The organism is Robertmurraya mangrovi (assembly GCF_034427655.1).
GTDB lineage: Bacteria > Bacillota > Bacilli > Bacillales > Cytobacillaceae > Robertmurraya_A > Robertmurraya_A mangrovi.
The window spans coordinates 19883-37086 of sequence record NZ_JAXOFX010000017.1 but is presented as its reverse complement, the minus strand read 5'-3'; the positions used below and the strand labels follow the sequence as shown (position 1 = coordinate 37086).

The window sequence follows — 17204 nt, the reverse complement described above, 5'->3', positions numbered from 1 at the left end:
AACGTAAGCTTTTTTAATTGTTATATTAGTGAATAGACCTTTTAATAATAGAAAAATCATAGCAGGAGTGAAATACATGAGCGTACATAAAGAAATATCTAGTCACGTAAACAAACAAAACAAAATTATTAAAGAATTCTTTGCCCTAGACCAAAAACGAGAACAATTGATCGACGAGGCTTTACAACTATGCCAACAAGGCCTCCCTTTTACAACTGATAAAATCAATGAAGTCACAAAAGAAATGAATGAAATATCAAAGCTATTAGAAAATATCCCAAGTCGTAAGTTAGTGACTCCTCAGATGGTTCAGGAGTATGCTGAAAAATTAAAAAAGTAAAATGATTCCACTAACTAGTTGATTGGAGCGAAGGGCGACGACTCCAGCGGGGTTAGTATGGACTTGAGACCCCGCAAGGAGCAAGGCGACTGAGGAGGCTCAAGCCATACCCCGCGGAAAGCGTTCGCCCGTAGCGGAAATCAACGGTATTCAATAGTCCATGTTCAGACTATATAATGATTATTCGACACGAATTAAAAAAAACAACACTTTCTTTGACGAATAAAAACTTGTTTTGTCGTCAATGTAGGAATTTTTCAAAAGCAAATCGAACTCTTCCACAAGGGAGAGTGATCTAGTTGAATACTAATGTGGTAGCTAAGATATTAGGGGTATCTACAAGCACAGTTAAGAGATGGGTAAAACAACTTGGATTACAGCTAGAAAAAAACGAATTTGGTCATTTCATGTATACAAAAAATGACATAAAGGTATTAAAAGGATTTAAAGAAAAAGTCCAAGCTGGTTCGGTTCTTCAAGATGTTTCCGATGAACCACGTAAAGGAGTTATAAACGCCTCCACTTCTAGTAACTATTTATTAGAAAAATTAATGTTAAAAGTGGAACTCCTTGAGACAAGCTTAAGAGGCAAGGCTGATGATGTCGTCACTTACCAACTGTTACAACAACGTCGAGAAATTGAAGAATTAGAAAGTCAAATAAAATTATTAACGGAAAAACTAAAAAAGTTAGAGGCAAAACAAGCTACACAAGCGGTTTCTGAAGAAAAATTAGTTGTAAACATTCCAAAACAAAAAAATACAAAGAAGAAAAATATTATATCTATGTTTTTTTAGACAACTGTGTCTAAAACATTGTTGCTAATCAAATACTGCTTTAATAATCCTAGATAAGTAATCCATTACATCAAGCTGGTGTAATGATTTTTTTTGCTTTTATTAGGAACTCAATACATCCTGAATGAGATGTGTATACTACCAATATTAACAATCATACACGGGAGGTTACGTAATGAAGAAATGGGCGTTTGTTTCTGATTTTGATGGTACAATTTCTGACGAAGATTTTTACTGGATTGTGATAAATAAGTATTTTTCTGATGGTAAGGAGCTTTTTAGAAAATGGAAGGAAGCTGAAATTCTCGATATTGATTTTCTTAGCCAAGTATTTACTTCCATTCACCAGGAGGAGAATCAAATAATCGAGGATATTCTTTCTATCCCCATTGATCAATATGTACCCACATTTATTAATCATGTACAGAAAAGTAACGGAGACTTTTATATTTTAAGTGCTGGAACCGATTATTACATCAATCACATCATTAACAAATTTAATATCTCTAATGTAAAAGTCATTTCTAATGAAGGCTTTTATCACGAGAAAAATATTCATTTAAAAATTGATCCAAATCACAAACATTATTCACAAAGGTATGGGATTGATAAATCTAAAGTCATTCAGGACCTTAAAAAGGAATATGAGATTGTTCATTTTATTGGAGATAGTGAGCCTGACTCACATCCTGCACAATATGCTGACTTAACTTTTGCGAAATCAGCGCTGCAAAGCTTATTACTAGAAAAGGATATTCCATTTGTTGCAGTTAATAACTTTAAGGAAGTTGAACAATACTTGATCCAACATGGAATGATGTCATTATGACAAATGGAGTAACTAGTATACCTATACCGGCAATACTCGAAATAAAAAAGGGTGCTATTTTTAATTTAGAGCAGATTTTGACTAAACATGATTTCACAAATGCTGTGTTTTTATTTGATGATTTTACTTATGAAAATTACAAAGATAAGGTCATGAAAACCATTTCATCAATAAAAATTACCCCGCTGCTTCTTACAGCTAACTTAAATATACAAGACCTTATCTCTCAGGCATTCTCAATGGAAAGATTTGAGGTGGTTGTTGCCATTGGCGGTGGCGGAGTAATTGACTATGGAAAATACATCGCTTTCTCAAGACGAAGCCCGTTTATCAGTATTCCAACTTCAGCCTCAAACGATGGATTTGCTAGCAGCAATTGTTCTCTAATCGTTGATCAGAAGAAAACAACGGTACCTGCAAGAGTGCCTTATGGAATAATCGCTGATTTAGACATTATTCAAAACGTGCCTGAACGCTTTATTCTAGCTGGAATTGGCGATTTAATGTCTAACATAACAGCTTTATTTGACTGGGAGTATGAAGAAAAAATGGGTGTTAGTTCCGTGAATGCTTTTGCGCATATGATTAGCAAGAAGGCTGTTAATAGCTTTATTCGAACCCCTATGGACGACATTAAAAATCCTATTTTCTTAAAAGAGTTAGTGAGTTCTTTAACCATGGGTGGTATCTCTACTGTTATTAGTGGAAACAGCTCCCCTATTAGTGGTTCGGAACATTTAATATCCCATGCACTAGATAAAATTAGTGAAAACCCTCAAATGCATGGAATTCAAGTTGGGATTTGTACATACATTATGGCAATTGTGCAAAATCATAGAGTGGATAGAATGGAAAAGGTCTTTTCTCGCACTGGATTTTTTGATTATGTTAAGACTCTAAACATCCAAAAACATGAATACAAAAAGGCCATTCAACTAGCTCCTTCAATAAAGCCAGGTCGGTACACCTATATTCATGATGAAACGTTCAGAAAAGAAGCACTCCAGGTTATTGAATCAGATAAATGGTTAAAAGAAATTTTAAAATAGGGGGACCCTCCCCCTTTAGTTAAGATTTACTATAGTACAGATTTATCTTTTCATCGAGTTGCTTTAGACTCCTTAGTGCACGGTCATATTCTACAGTTCTGTAGTGGTGTGCTCCACCAGGCTCTTCATCCTTTTCATCTGCTAACTTAATAATGGATTGTAAAGGTGTTCTCACTACTTCCCCACCCGGCAAAAATGAATCTGTATGAAATAAAATAGCCAATGCAATTTCTTTTGCTTTAACGGGGTTTTCACCTAAACGAATTAAAAGCTTATGAGCTCTTTCTGCCCCTTTAATCGCATGGATATCATTTTGTCGATATAATTCATAATCCCATTTCCCATTTTTATACCACGTATAATGTCCGATATCATGAAGAAATCCAGCTTTTGTGGCTGTATCAACATCCACTTCGTTTTGAGCTGCTAATTGGAAAGCATGGTAAGCAACCGCAATAGCATGCGCCAAGCCTGAACGAGTAATGTATTTTTGTGCAATTCGATGCTGGAATATCTCTGTCAAACTAACCTCTCTCATTCAAATCACCCCCATTTTAAAATGTTTTCCCATTTATCCTTGTTAAAAACATGAAACGATTATTCTCATTTCAATTTCCTGGGTAAGCGCAAGAAATGACACGTACATTTACATTTCGACTTTAATCATTTGCTATTGAACTTTGATATAATTTTTGTTTATCCATTTCAAATTGACTTAAAGTATGGAATAAATTGTACGTTTAATTTCATGGAAGTTTCCTATATAATTGCCTGTTGAGGAAGGAGGAATAATAGATGGCTGATGTTATGCAATTTGTATTCTTTGATTTTGAGATGCTCTGTTCTAACCGTGGAATGCCTTTTGAAGAAATGGAAGGTATTCGCTTAGGTGCAGTAAAGTACAATCTTGAAACAGAAGAAGTTAGCTTCTTTGATCAGTATATTCAACCTCTTAATAAAAAGCCGCTCAGCTCTTTTTGCAAAAAACTAACGGGAATAATAGACGAAGATTTAGCCGATGCACAAAATTACAAAGAAGTATTTGCTGATTTTTTAACTTGGGTTGGCGGAGTAAAAAGATCTCGTTTTTTCTCTTGGTCAAAAAGTGATCTTACTAGACTTCAATTAGACTCAAAATTACATGATGTCCCTTTGACCACGATTAAGAAAATAGAAAAACGTTATGTTGACTTTCAAGGGCTTTTTACTAAAAGAGTAACGAAAAATAACTTTTCTGTGGAGAATGCTTTAAAGCTCTATGGTAAAGAGTTTATTGGAGAGAAACATAATCCAATGTACGATGCTTATAACACCCTAATAATCTATTTATGTTTCTCTAAGGAAGATGTAGCTTCTGATTTAATTATGACAAAGCAATATATTCTAGATGAGGTGCCTACTGATTTTACTTTAATGAATGCAAAAATTAGGGAACACTTTCTTTATGATATAAATGAGTACATTTTAGAAATCAAAGAAATGTATAAGTTGAAGGATGGTTCAAAACTTTTAAAGCGAACTCAAAGGCTTGTAGAAAAGTATGAAAACATTCTGATTAATCGTTCTGGAATATTTTCTAGACAACTTGAATTGTATGTTCGTCAACTTGTAGAATTCTATCATGAGCTCATATTATCTTATGAAGAGCACGTCTTGTATTCTTCAAAAATATTAGTGTTGGATGAACATTTGATTTACAGAATAGGTTCTTTTCCAAAACTTAGACTTGGAAATAAATAAACGAATTTTTTTACCCTGAAGCTAGAGTGCTCTGGTGCATTCTTCTTCATACATAGATGACAGGTTAACATTAGTATTTTTTTGCATTCTTTTGTTTCAGCATGACTTCATATGATTTTTCAATAATATCGGTTAATACGTCTCCTTTATATATTCTCCCTAGTTTTGTGTTCTCCTGATAGTACTCGACAATTTCATCAAGCATATTTGATGTTTCTTTTGAAATTCTCACGTTTAATTGAATTCTGCCTTCGTTATTCAAGGTTATTCCTCTTTCCATCTATATTATATCTATGTGCTAGCACGTTGCTATGTATATACTATCGGTTAATATCAGCGAATATTTACTATTTTTTCATTGGATTACTAGGTTCGGATATAAAATTTCGACCGTTGATTTCCGCTCCGGGCACTTGCTTTCCGCAGGGAGGGAGTGGAGCCTCCTCGGCGTTACCGCCTGTGGGGTCTCCACTTCCCTCTAATCCTGCAGGAGTCAAGTGCCCTCCGCTCCAATCAACTCAGGTTGTACTATAAAATACACTAAAAACTATAAACTAAAGACCCTATTGATACCAATAGGATCTCTAAAAAATATTATTGATATTTCTTCACAATTTCCTGCAGCTTTAATGCCAAGCCTAGGCTTCCTTCTACTTTTAATCCACCTGTCATAAAGGCCATTGTTGTATTTAAATCGTCTTTTAATAATTTAGAGAAGTTTTGGTCATTTAGTTTTAATGTTACAGCTGGGTCATGTGGGTTCCCTTCAACTACTACTACCTTTCCTTCTTTTAACACTAACTGAAGTGTTCCGCTCTCTACAAGGTCAACTTGGAAAACACGATCTTTTTCGTTTTGAATATGCTCAGGATTGTTGTTCATTTTTTCTACTAAACGATCTAATTCAGCTCTTACAGACATGTTACTACCCCCGATTATATTATAATTGTAAAATAACAAAATATTAATTTTATTATGACATTTTTCTTTCAAAAGAACAATGAATGACCGTTCATTTTTTATAAATTATTTGCTTGTCTTTATCTGCTAACCATGTTATATTATTAAAGCGATGAGCTAATTGAGTAAGTCGATAGACACTCCTTTATGGAAATACACGATGTGGCGTGTAGTCTGGTCGCCTCAATACGTAGAAAAGACTCCTTTTTGGAGTCTTTTCGTTTTTTAGGCATAAACCTTATTGGTTTATGCCTTTATTCTTTTGTATGGAGAGGCTTTAATTTTGCTTCTATTTCCGCTCTCTGGTTTTCGAAATAAGGTGGCAATGCTAAATTTTCACCTAGATGTTCGAATGATTCATCTCCTTCAAATCCAGGTCCGTCTGTAGCTAACTCAAACAGGATCCCGTTTGGTTCTCTAAAGTATATGGAACGGAAATAATATCTTTCTACAAATCCAGAGTTAGGAATGCGGAATTCTTTTAAATACTCTACCCACCTCTTTAGCTCCTCTTCATTTTCCACTCGAAAAGCAACATGATGTACACTTCCTCTATCGGGTCTTTCAACAGGTAAGTCCGGACGAACTTCAATGTGGACCTCGGCACCTGTTCCACCTTCACCTGTATCAAACACTACAATTTCTTCTTGTTCTTCGTTTTTATATCTTCTGTTCTCTTTGAAACCTAACACAAAGGTTAATATTTTTGCCGTTGATTCAAGATTCGCAACCGTCAGTGTAACTGGACCTAGGCCGACAATGGCATGTTCAAGTTCAACTGGGCTTTTCTCCCACGGTTGACCGCCAGCCACTCCAACATTATGTTCATCGGAAACTAACATGAGTCTTTGTCCTTCAAAATCACGGAAAGACAAGGTTGCGCGGCCTGTAACTTGTGAGATTTCATCATGCTCTACCCCGTGCTCTTCAAAGCGTTGTTTCCAGTATAAAAGGGACGCATCTTTAGGTACACGTAAGGAAGTGGTAGAAATGCTATTCGTTCCATAACGAGTTTGTCCGGCACGAGGGATTTCAAAAAATGTTAAATCAGTACCAGGATTTCCTCTTTCATCTGCATAAAATAAGTGGTAAACAGAGGTATCATCTTGGTTTACCGTCTTTTTAACCAGCCTTAGTCCTAAAACTTTTGTATAAAATTCATAATTCCTTTTCGCATCAGCTGTGATAGCCGAAACATGATGTTGTCCTTTTAAGGGCTTTAGTTGCATTTTTTATCACGCTCCATATTGAAATTTTTATGCCTATATCAAAAACATAAATAATTAAAAATGATTTAAATCTGTGACAACAAATAATCTGCTAACAAATGAGAATCGATTCTAGCCGAAACGAATGGTGGAAGTACACCTTTAGCTGACTCAAGCGGCATTCCTAGCCATAAAAAACGCTTATCTACTAAAATAAATGGAAATGGGAATGATTTTTCCATATACTCATTCGCTTTAATGCTATGTACTACTTCTTGGCTTATTATTACTAATTCTACTCCAGGTGCCCTATCATTTAATAATTGAATCCAATCTGGACTAACTAGATTCCCTTTTGGTAAGGACGCTATAATGGATTTTTTAGCTGATTGGATATCCTTAGTAACTTCCTCAAGTTTTTTTGCGTGCATCCACCTTAACCTAGGATGAGGATTTTTAATCCAGCTACCGATCTCACGTGGCCAAATGACTTGCTTCTCTTGCAATTGATGCTCTACAAGTTTCCGATATGTTTTGCTATAGAAGATTTTATCCTTAGTAAAATGGGTATCACTCACATGGATAAATTTCCCTCTAGTTCTAGTTATCGCTACATTCAATAGTCGATCACTATCTTTACCGATTAGAAGCATACCTGGTCTTTCTTGAGGATAACTATCGACCGAATCAAACACCATGACATCCCTTTCACTACCTTGAAAGCGGTGTACCGTGGCTGCAATAATATCTGCTTCTAACAATTCATTTTTATAAAGATCTCCTAAGATTAACTCCATTAACTCAGCCTGTGCCCTATACGGTGTCACGTAACCAATAGAACGATTTCCACCTTTAAATGCTTCGTGTATTAATTGAAAGGATAGCAACAACTGCCATAAATTGACCCTAGAATTTGTTGATTTATCACTCATACAATGCTCACCAGTATAGCTTGTATCGAGTAAAATCGCTGCTTGGTCCATAAATGGTGAACGAGCAACAATAGATTCTCTAGATTGTTTTACACTACTATGGTCCCCAACGAGTGAGTGATAAATATGCTTATTGGTAAAAGCTGATATATCAGGATGCATTCTTCTTTGTTCTTTAAGTAAAAATAAATGTGGATGTAACTGCTTTTCACCTAGATGATCGATAACACCAGAGCGATGATAGATATCTTCTCTTAACCACTCATCAACCAATTGATGACGAGAACTTGCTATTGGCGGTAATTGTTTAAAGTCACCACAAACAATCGCTCTTTTTCCTAGAGACGTAGCAAACGCCACTTGTGGAACAAATGCCATACTTGCTTCATCAAGTACGATATAGTCAAACTCATCTTCATACAGTAAAGGATCTGTAGCTGCTTTTGCTAATGTAGCTCCAACAATTTCTGCATCTTTTACCAGTTCAATCTCTTTTAGTCGGATTTTATCTAATACACTAGATAGCTTCTTTTCAATTTCTAGTAATTGCTCCGAATCCCTTTTACTAAATGACTTAGTTAGATCAAGCTTAATTAGTTTTCTCTCTTCAAGTAATTCATTCTTTTGACTAGCAAGGTCTGGGTGCTTTTTCTCTATCAACCCTGACGTACTTAAGGATTGGAAAGATGAGTCACTCACTTTTGCCCCGTATCTAATCAAATCTCCCTCCCGAAACCGGCCCTTCGTTTCTACAAAAGAGGATATCTCTTTCATCAACACATCTACTGCTTGATTACTTTGTGCTAATACTAAAACTCTTTTTCCTTTAAAATAATGATTGGCTACAACACGAGCCAGTGTATAAGTTTTCCCTGTCCCAGGTGGCCCCCATACATATGTGACTGGATTATACTTTGAGCGAAGAATGAGTTCATGAACGTTAGATGTAATCTTATCGGTAGGATGCTTAATGGGCATAGAAGGATCCATAAGTCTCTTTATTCGTCTGCGCTTTTGTTTGTTTTCTTTTATCTCTTCAAGTCTTTCAAAAAGTTCATCAAGGAGTTCCCACGGGTCATGAAGAATGATGGCTTCCGAGAGCATATCCCCTAGATTTTGCTCCAATTCAATAATAATGTTACTTCCCTCCGAAGAAAGAAGCCGACCATTCACCTTTAAAGAACCCCACTGCATACGAACATTCGATCCATTTGGAATTCGAACAGGATTATGTACATCAAAGAAGTATAAAAATAGTCCATCTCTTATCATTAAGCGTCCATTGCTGACACGATATTTATTACTACCGAATTTTTTCAAATGCATAATTTCAACTTGTAAAGCTTTTTGCCATTTTTTTAAAAGTAGACTAATGCTTATCATTTTACTACATCCTTTACAACGGAAAAGCCCAGTCTAAAGCGACCTGAGCTAATATTGTACAACTATATCACTTTACAATAAGAAAATCTAATTTGCCTTACCTGTTCTGAAAACAAAGTATTTCTGCCCAAAATAATTAATAATGGTATATAATCCAACACCTATTATTACGGCTAGCTCTTTCTCAGAAATAAAGTTTGTTATATCCACCATGTTATAAAATGCCTTAGAAATCATTGAGCTTAAGCCATATGCAAAAAAGTAAGTGATTAAAATAACTATGATAAAGCTGCTTCCGCCTTTAATAAACGAAACTTTACTGTTAAAAGTAAATGTCCGATTAAGGAGAAAACTTACCATTGCTCCTACTGCATTCCCTAAAAAGGTAGAAATCCAATAGCCTTGGTTCAATAAATTTAATAAAAAAAACATCGTTAATAATCCAATGAATGTATTTAAGATTCCAACTAGTAGAAACCGGATAAACGAATTAGTGGGTTTCAGATAGTTCCAGGCGATATGGTTCATTTTCTTCCCCTTCACTGTTGATGAGCATCTTCATAGGTACTGTAAAAGAGTCAATATCAACAATGTACTTTGGCCTTTGTTTCGTCTCTTTATATATTTTACCGATGTACTCGCCTACTAAACCAATGGCCGTTAGCTGGAGACCTCCTATTAACCAAATAGAGGTAATTAGTGAAGTCCACCCTAATTCAGTATTTCCAAAGAACTTCAAAGATAGAAAATAAAAGGCAAACAGCATACTTGTAAAAAATGAAATGAGTCCTAAAGATAAAACAAAACGAATGGGTGTAATAGAAAATGATGTGATTCCATCAAAAGCAAAGGCAATCATCTTTTTTAAAGGATATTTTGTTTCACCTGCTAGTCTTTCTTTTCGGTCATAATAGACGGAAGTGGACTTAAATCCTATTAATGGAACAATTCCTCTTAGAAACATATTTACCTCTTCAAACCGTTCCAGTTCCTTAACCGCTCTATTACTCATTAAGCGAAAATCGGCATGATTGTAGATAATATCTACACCCATTTTTTTCATAAAGGTATAAAATCCTTGGGCTGTTGTTTTCTTGAAAAATGTGTCTGTATCCCTTTTCTTTCTTACCCCATATACCACATCATAGCCCTCTTGATATTTTTGAATAAACTCTCTAATGACCTCAATATCATCCTGCAGATCGGCATCAATAGAAACAATACAATCAGATACTTCCTTTGCCGTATTTAACCCCGCTAACAAAGCATTTTGATGACCCACATTTCGGGATAACTTTAGACCTTTAATTAAATCATTCTTTAGGACCTCTTTATATATCATATTCCATGTTTGGTCCTTACTTCCGTCATCTACAAATAATAGCCTACTGCGATCGGAAACTAGACTTTCATTAATCAAACTGATTAATAATTCTTTGAGCTTGGTAAAGGTGTAAGGAAGAATATCTTCCTCGTTATAACAAGGTACCACTACAGTCAAAATCGGCTCACTCAATTTGTTCCCTCCTTGCACTGCATACTTTGTTCTAATTAAAGAGCCTCATATAGGTATACTTTCCAGGCAGAATCTTCTCCCGTGAAAATCCGCTCTAATTTCAATCCATTATCATGAGCATTTTCAATTGGAATGGCAGAAAAGATATATTTTCCCCCCATAGCTTTGAAAGGCTCTAAATTCAGTTCTAAGTTTCTTAACTTTTTCTTTGATTTTTTCTTAAACATATAGTGCTTACCTAGTTCAGCCGTAAATATGTAGCATCGTCCACCCCATTCATCAAAATAGGTTCGGATGGTTTTATTTTTTGCCAGTTCTCTTTCAATTATTTTCCTAAATTGATATTTATACTTTAGTGGGTAAAAGTTGTTATACGTATCCAGAGTATAAAAGCCATTATATTGTGCAATGGCTGGATGCATCCCAATACTTGCTACCCTGTAATTTTCCTGTGGGAGGTTAATATAGTTTTTAATCTCATCAAACATTTCTACAGCATAAAACTCTTTTACCGACGGTTTTTTACGGTGAATAATTTCGTCGTTAAAGACCATTAACACCATTATTTGTGCAATGATTACTAGAGTGGCGGACTTTCTCCAGTTTTGTATATTTTCTAATAAGATTTTTAGAGCTAATGCAAAGCTTATATAAATGATTAAGGGTCTTAAAAAATGAAACCGAGCAAAGTTAAATGTATCTAAGAAATGGAATCTTTCCGTTAATGGAAGCCACCCTTTATAAAACCAAAAGGCATACCAAAACGACAGAGCCACATTTAAAGCTAGCAAATAGACAAAAACTTTCTCCTTTGACCATAAACGCTTTTTTACTATTATATAGAAGGCCATTAACGTTATAGGTAAGACAACGATTCCATGAATGGTCATAACATGGGTGTGACCCAGAATAAAATTCTTTATTGAAAGTTTAATGGAGTGCCAAAAGGATAAACGAGCATGAAAATATTCGTCTCTACTATTTGGTTCCGTATCAAATAAGAAAGAACTCACCAATCGATATTCGACTATAAAATAGAGTGATGTCATATAAGCAATCGAAAATAAGAAAGGAAGATTCCATCGTTTCTTTCTAATTAAATCAGTTAACCAAAATATCCCCATAGCTACTAAAAAGAAAAAGAAGCCAAGAACGAGGCTAGAGTAAAGAGGTAGTAAAGTTAAAGCTAAGTAGTTCCACCAGCTCTTTTCTCCGTTACGGATATTTAAAAAAGCCCATAGAGCAAGGGGCATACCTAATGTACTTAACATTCCAGACGGCCAAAAAGGTGTTAGTGCAAAAGCTAATGCCACTCCCACACGGATTAAACCATGTTCTTCTTTCCGAATGAAGTGCCTTTTCAGCAATACATACATGCCTAAAAAAGCAACGAATCGTGTAATAGCTTGGCTTAAAAAATAGGCAACCATAGTGGGAAACCAATGATAAAGCCAAACAATTCCACTAAATTCTGTTCCATATGTATTTCGCGAAACCCCATTAATAATTTGCGGGATGGTTGAGTTAATAGAACCCAACAGCTCTCCACTTCTTGACAACACCTTATACCATGCAAGGTTGGAATCTAGATTATCATGTACCCGAATATGAGCGTTCTCACCCAATATAAATAATGGGGAAAGGTATAGAAGAATGGTGAATAGCGAAAGGAAAATTAGTTTTTGCTCATTCTTCGATAGTATTGACAATTGAAACACCTCGTAAGAAAAACTTTATATTTAAGCTATGAGATTACCGAAAGGGCTTGATCTAAGTCCTCAATAATTTCTGAAATTAACTCAAGACCAACGGATAAACGTATTAAGCCTGGACTAATTTTCTCTTTTAGTAAACTGCCTTCATTGTGGCCATAATTCGGTGAAGTTACTAGACTTTCGAAAGATCCCCAGGAAACACCAATTTGTATGAACTTAAAAGCATTAATGACAGCTTTTGCCGCCTCATATGTCTCATCTTTAAGAACAAAACTTAACAAACCTGAGTTTCCTGTTTGCTGAGTTTTTCCAAGTTCATAATGAGGATGTGTGGCTAAACCTGGATAATTAACGACCGTAACATTGGGGTGGTTTTCTAGAAAAGTCGCTACTTCATATGCATTCTTCTCATGTTCCTTCATCCGAAAAGGTAGGGTTCTTATGCTTCTTAGTAGGAGTGAAGCTTCATGCGGGCCCATAATTCCACCCATTAACAAGAACTCTTTCGGAAATAACTCCATCATTATTTTGTGACTAGTAATGAGTGCCCCTCCGACGACATCACTATGTCCCCCTAAGTACTTAGACGCAGAATGAACGACTATATCGAATCCTAGTGTTAAAGGCTTTTGAAAAATTGGAGTCCCCCAAGTGTTATCAATCATAGTACGTATACCATAAGATTGAGCTAATTCCGCTAAACTCTTTAGATTGATGAGCTCAAAAGTCAAACTCGTAGGACTTTCTAAAATGATGAGCTTTGTATTTTTTTGAATAGATTGTTCAATTTTTTCGATATTTGTAGAGTAGACAACTGAATGCTGGATATTAAATTTTTGTAGATACTTTAACAAATCCAAGGTCGATGTGTATATATGACTTACACAAAGGACATGCTCCCCACTTTTTATACTAGCAAGAATAGCGGCAGTAATAGCGGCCATTCCGGATGCGAAACATTTACAATCTTCCCCTCTTTCAAGTGCAGCCAGTTTCTTCTCTAATACCTCAACTGTCGGGTTCGTCCCTCTCCAATAGACATAATAATTCAACTCATTTTTTACAGCTTCTGCAAGTTCTTCATGTTTTGAATAAACAAATAATGAGTTTTGATAAATCGGGGGTACAGCCGCTCCAGAAAATTCCTCAGCTGCGTCTCCAAAATGAAGACATATTTTCAGGTCTTCTTTAAATAGTACGTCCGCATAATTCATGCTCACACACCTTCTACAATAAACGATTTAACGATAGTTTTTACAAACTTAGGTAAAAATTATTATATTTTATTAATTTATTAATATTTTACACTTTTTTCAAAATAAAAAGCCCCCTATGATAGGAGGCAAGGTTTGATTATGCGTTTTTCGATTGAACAATGTTTTTGGTTCTAGCTCTTCTACTATAGACAATGACTGTGATAGCGATAGTAGAAGTAATTAGTGATCCATGTAATAACCAAACTAACTGAGGCATCGTCATGACTTCAAGTAACATGGGAGCTATAACAAATCCCCCTGCAAAGCCTAACGATTTTAATAGCATTCCCACACCGAAGATTCTTCCTCGAATATAGTTATCGGATTTTTGAAGTAGAGTTGCGTGTAGTGTAGTAAAGCTAGCATCAAAAATTCCAGTAAAAATAGCGAAAGCAAAAATAATCCATAGGTTCATACTTGATAAAAAGACGATAAAACCAGTTGACATTAGCATAGCTGATATAAAGCAAGCATAATAGACTTTTTCATCCCTTAACCATTTCAGTTTAGGAAGGAAGTAAGTGGCTATAACAGAGCCGACGCCCCACACACCCCATATCATTCCATAGAAGTAACTTTGTCTATCCGGGTTTAATGCTTCTGCTAACAGAGGAATTCCTAAATTATGTGAGCTTCCAGCAAAGGCTCCAATTAAAAATACAATGTTTACAGCCATTAGCATAGGTGCTAGTAATAAATACTTGTTCACTTCCTTAATATCTGTCCAAACAGATACTAACTTAGCTTTCATTCCTTCTGTTAATAATTGAGTACCATTAGATTGTGTTTCCCACTTTAGTTTGATTAACACAACAGCTGAAAGTATATATGTAAAAGCATCAATTAGTAGAGTCATTTTATAACCTAAAAATTCCGTAATGATACCCGAAGCGATAAAACCAGTTACTAAGCTGATGGATGTTAATCTAGAAATAATGGAATTGGTCTCAAGTATTTTCTTTTGACCGAAAATCTGAGGAATCTCCGCACTAAAGCTTACAGCAAAACTGCTATTTACAAACCCAATTAGGAAAGAAACAATAATAATCATCGTTGGATTTGGAAAAGGTATAAGAACAATAATGATTAATGCGCGTACAATATCGCTTATAATCATGATTTTTCTTCGATTAAATCGATCTGCAATTATACCTGAAAATAGGCTCGATACCACTCCACCAATCGTCCTAGCAGCCATTGTTGCTGCTAACCAAGCCGTACTGCCAGTTGATGCATAGATTAAAACATTTAACACAATTAAATCCATAAACATGCCAAAATCAGACAAGGCTTTTACGTATAAAAATATTTTACGGTTCATCGTTATCTCCACTTTATAATGATAGAATTGTTTAAAAGTTAAATACTTTCTTATTTTATATTGCTTCTTCATATTTCGCAATACGAAATTTCCTAAAATAGAAAGGATCCCATGATTGATTATGGGACCCACTTCTTTAAAATTATCTGCCAACAAACATTTGTGTCCAGTAATTTCCGCTTTCTACATATCCTACACCAATATGAGTATAGTTAGGAGTTAAAATATTTTTACGGTGTCCTTCACTATTCATCCATGCTTTTACTACTTCTTCTGGTGTACGTTGACCTTGAGCAATGTTCTCACCTGCTGATTTATAAGAGATACCAAAGTCCCTCATCATATCAAACGGAGAACCGTGCGTTGGGCTTGTGTGTGAAAAATACTTATTTTGTTGCATGTCTCTAGATTTTTCCCTCGCAACATTACTTAATGCCGGGTCAGCTTTTAAATCCTGCAAACCATTTTTACGTCTTTCCGCATTCGTCAATTCAATTACCCTTGACTCTACAGAACTGATGCCTTGCGTTGGTGCTGCTTTAGGTGTTGCTTGTTCTTGTCCTGGTTGCTGTCCTGTAGGCTGCTGGTTTTGACCTGTTGGTGTTTGCGTTTGCTGATTTGGTTGTTGAGTTTGTCCCGTAGGAGTTTGCGTTTGTTGATTAGGTGCCGCTGCTTTATCTCCTTGTTGACCTTGCTGCCCACCAGGTTGAGTTCCAGGTTTATAGAACTTGAATTGACCTTGACTTATATATTCGCTATGTGGAAATTTACCGCTAGGAGTTGATGTACTATAAGAGTTAGGATCAATGGTGATAATCCCCCCACGAATTTTTACAACACCATCTCTTGGTAAATCAAATGTTTGTCCCTGCATTTGATTCCCTTGTCCTTGGCCAGCTGTACCTTGCTGATTTCCAAAGCTTTGAGCTCCAAATTTTCTTGCTGAACCTTGATTATTTCCTATTCCATTACGGTTGGAATTTTGTCCTATTCTTGATTGAACACCATAGCCACCATATTGTCCACGGATTTCATTTCGGTTAGTACGATTCATACTCGTTCTGTTACGATCTGTAAAGTAGTCTCCATTATCTTGTGTATATACATTTCTTGGTTGGTAACCAACATCAGATGCCTCATATGCATTATCATTCGTATTACATGCAGCCAGCATTAAAAGAGATGCTACTGGTATCATCAGCTTATTGAACTTGTTCAATTTAAAAACCCCCTTTTAAAAATTTTGATACGTTATTATGATGTCGATTTTGCTCTTAAATCATTTGTGGTAAAAATCGTGAAATACTTGGATGATTATCACATTTTAAGAAAAGCGGAGACGCCTTCGTTGCCGACGTACAAAAAGGCTACCCAAATTGAGCAGCCCTTTTAGATCATATTAATACTCGTCATATTCGCTTAACTTATCCATATGGCTAGCAATCATAGCAATAATCGTGCTAGCTTCTTCTTTACTAAAAATGAAATTAGATTCATCTTTTATTAGTTCATCATCTTCTGTCCAAATACGATTTACTCTTCTTAGCACACCGTCTCCCGTTTCTTCCACAATTCCGAATTGGTAAGTGACTTCAACTTCATCCTCATGCATAAAAGCTGTCACTTCAGGAGTCTCCCATTGAACATCTATTTCTTCCATGACATCACTAGTTTCTTCAACCGCAAAGTCACCTGCTAAATGATATTCGTCTTCACCATCGTAGTCATATTCATCCATATCATCCTCTAAAGAATACACAACCTCTACAACTTCCTCATCGTCATCATCATCTAATTCCATATCATAATCTTCATCATTCATGTAATCATGCAAGCTTTCATGCACTGCATCAATGATATCCTCAATATCTGAAAGGATGGTTTTAGCTGTTTGGCCAAGTTCAGTATCAAAGGATTCAATATAGAATTCTTCGTTATGTGGATCAAAGAACAAAGTACAAAAGTATTCTCTGTCATCATCCTCTGTCTCTACAAAGAATTCCATACGAGGGTGTTTTGCTCCCCTGTCAATGGACATTTGTCCGACTTGATCGTACTTATCACAAATAGACTCCAAATGATCTTGCAATTCTCCTGTTACCCGATCAAACCATTCTAGAGACATAGTATCCCTTCCTTTCAAGGTAATCGGTTATAT

At 35.6% G+C, this 17204-nt stretch carries 17 protein-coding genes; 5 read left to right on the top strand and 12 right to left on the bottom strand.

All coding sequences use genetic code 11. From position 1 onward, the window contains the following. The first annotated feature begins 76 nt into the window (after positions 1-76). The 4 genes from SM124_RS19280 to SM124_RS19265 all read left to right on the top strand — a co-directional run bounded on the left by SM124_RS19280 (position 77) and on the right by SM124_RS19265 (position 3015). Positions 77-340: a YpbS family protein gene (locus tag SM124_RS19280; RefSeq protein WP_322448166.1), complete on the top strand. Its 264-nt coding sequence runs from the start codon at positions 77-79 to the stop codon at positions 338-340. A 299-nt stretch (positions 341-639) separates the two neighbouring features. After that, positions 640-1137 (top strand): MerR family transcriptional regulator, encoded by a 498-nt coding sequence (locus SM124_RS19275; protein ID WP_322448165.1) that lies wholly within the window; start codon positions 640-642, stop codon positions 1135-1137. Between the two features lie 175 nt (positions 1138-1312). Then, the gene (locus SM124_RS19270; protein ID WP_322448164.1) at positions 1313-1966 is read left to right on the top strand and encodes an MtnX-like HAD-IB family phosphatase; all 654 of its coding nucleotides are present in this window, start codon (positions 1313-1315) and stop codon (positions 1964-1966) included. Further along, entirely contained in the window at positions 1963-3015 is a 1053-nt protein-coding gene (locus tag SM124_RS19265) for an iron-containing alcohol dehydrogenase family protein (RefSeq protein WP_322448163.1), read from the top strand. Before SM124_RS19270 ends, SM124_RS19265 begins: the two co-directional genes overlap by 4 nt. Before the next feature lie 19 nt (positions 3016-3034). Here SM124_RS19265 and SM124_RS19260 read toward each other — a convergent pair whose 3' ends face one another. After that, positions 3035-3553, bottom strand: coding sequence for an HD domain-containing protein (locus SM124_RS19260; RefSeq protein WP_322448162.1), 519 nt, complete (start codon positions 3551-3553; stop codon positions 3035-3037). Positions 3554-3810: 257 nt separating this feature from the next. On the opposite strand from SM124_RS19260, the gene SM124_RS19255 reads away from it, so the two are divergent. Further along, complete coding sequence (locus tag SM124_RS19255) at positions 3811-4755, top strand: 3'-5' exonuclease (RefSeq protein ID WP_322448161.1); 945 nt, start codon at positions 3811-3813, stop codon at positions 4753-4755. A 70-nt stretch (positions 4756-4825) separates the two neighbouring features. Here SM124_RS19255 and SM124_RS19250 read toward each other — a convergent pair whose 3' ends face one another. The 11 genes from SM124_RS19250 to SM124_RS19200 form a co-directional block, all read right to left on the bottom strand. Next, a complete protein-coding gene (locus SM124_RS19250) occupies positions 4826-5017 on the bottom strand; it encodes a hypothetical protein (protein WP_322448160.1) in 192 nt (63 codons plus the stop codon). A 332-nt stretch (positions 5018-5349) separates the two neighbouring features. Beyond that, the gene (locus SM124_RS19245; protein WP_322448159.1) at positions 5350-5676 is read right to left on the bottom strand and encodes an SCP2 sterol-binding domain-containing protein; all 327 of its coding nucleotides are present in this window, start codon (positions 5674-5676) and stop codon (positions 5350-5352) included. A gap of 293 nt (positions 5677-5969) precedes the next feature. Then, on the bottom strand, positions 5970-6944 hold the full coding sequence (locus SM124_RS19240) for a ring-cleaving dioxygenase (protein ID WP_322448158.1): 975 nt from the start codon (positions 6942-6944) through the stop codon (positions 5970-5972). A 65-nt stretch (positions 6945-7009) separates the two neighbouring features. Further along, positions 7010-9238 carry an AAA domain-containing protein gene (locus tag SM124_RS19235; protein WP_322448157.1) on the bottom strand — a complete coding sequence of 743 codons (2229 nt, stop codon included), beginning with the start codon at positions 9236-9238 and terminating at the stop codon, positions 7010-7012. 87 nt (positions 9239-9325) lie between these two features. Next, entirely contained in the window at positions 9326-9766 is a 441-nt protein-coding gene (locus SM124_RS19230; RefSeq protein ID WP_322448156.1) for a GtrA family protein, read from the bottom strand. Beyond that, positions 9729-10754, bottom strand: coding sequence for a glycosyltransferase family 2 protein (locus SM124_RS19225; protein ID WP_322448155.1), 1026 nt, complete (start codon positions 10752-10754; stop codon positions 9729-9731). The genes SM124_RS19230 and SM124_RS19225 overlap by 38 nt, the downstream gene beginning before the upstream one ends. Before the next feature lie 35 nt (positions 10755-10789). Further along, positions 10790-12463 (bottom strand): DUF6044 family protein, encoded by a 1674-nt coding sequence (locus SM124_RS19220; protein ID WP_322448154.1) that lies wholly within the window; start codon positions 12461-12463, stop codon positions 10790-10792. A 35-nt stretch (positions 12464-12498) separates the two neighbouring features. Next, positions 12499-13683 (bottom strand): trans-sulfuration enzyme family protein, encoded by a 1185-nt coding sequence (locus SM124_RS19215; RefSeq protein ID WP_322448153.1) that lies wholly within the window; start codon positions 13681-13683, stop codon positions 12499-12501. A 139-nt stretch (positions 13684-13822) separates the two neighbouring features. Then, complete coding sequence (locus SM124_RS19210) at positions 13823-15046, bottom strand: MFS transporter (RefSeq protein ID WP_322448152.1); 1224 nt, start codon at positions 15044-15046, stop codon at positions 13823-13825. Between the two features lie 142 nt (positions 15047-15188). Further along, positions 15189-16265, bottom strand: a complete 1077-nt coding sequence (locus tag SM124_RS19205) for a CAP domain-containing protein (RefSeq protein ID WP_322448151.1) — start codon at positions 16263-16265, stop codon at positions 15189-15191. Positions 16266-16445: 180 nt separating this feature from the next. Next, entirely contained in the window at positions 16446-17171 is a 726-nt protein-coding gene (locus tag SM124_RS19200) for a hypothetical protein (protein ID WP_322448150.1), read from the bottom strand. Between the last annotated feature and the right edge of the window lie 33 nt (positions 17172-17204).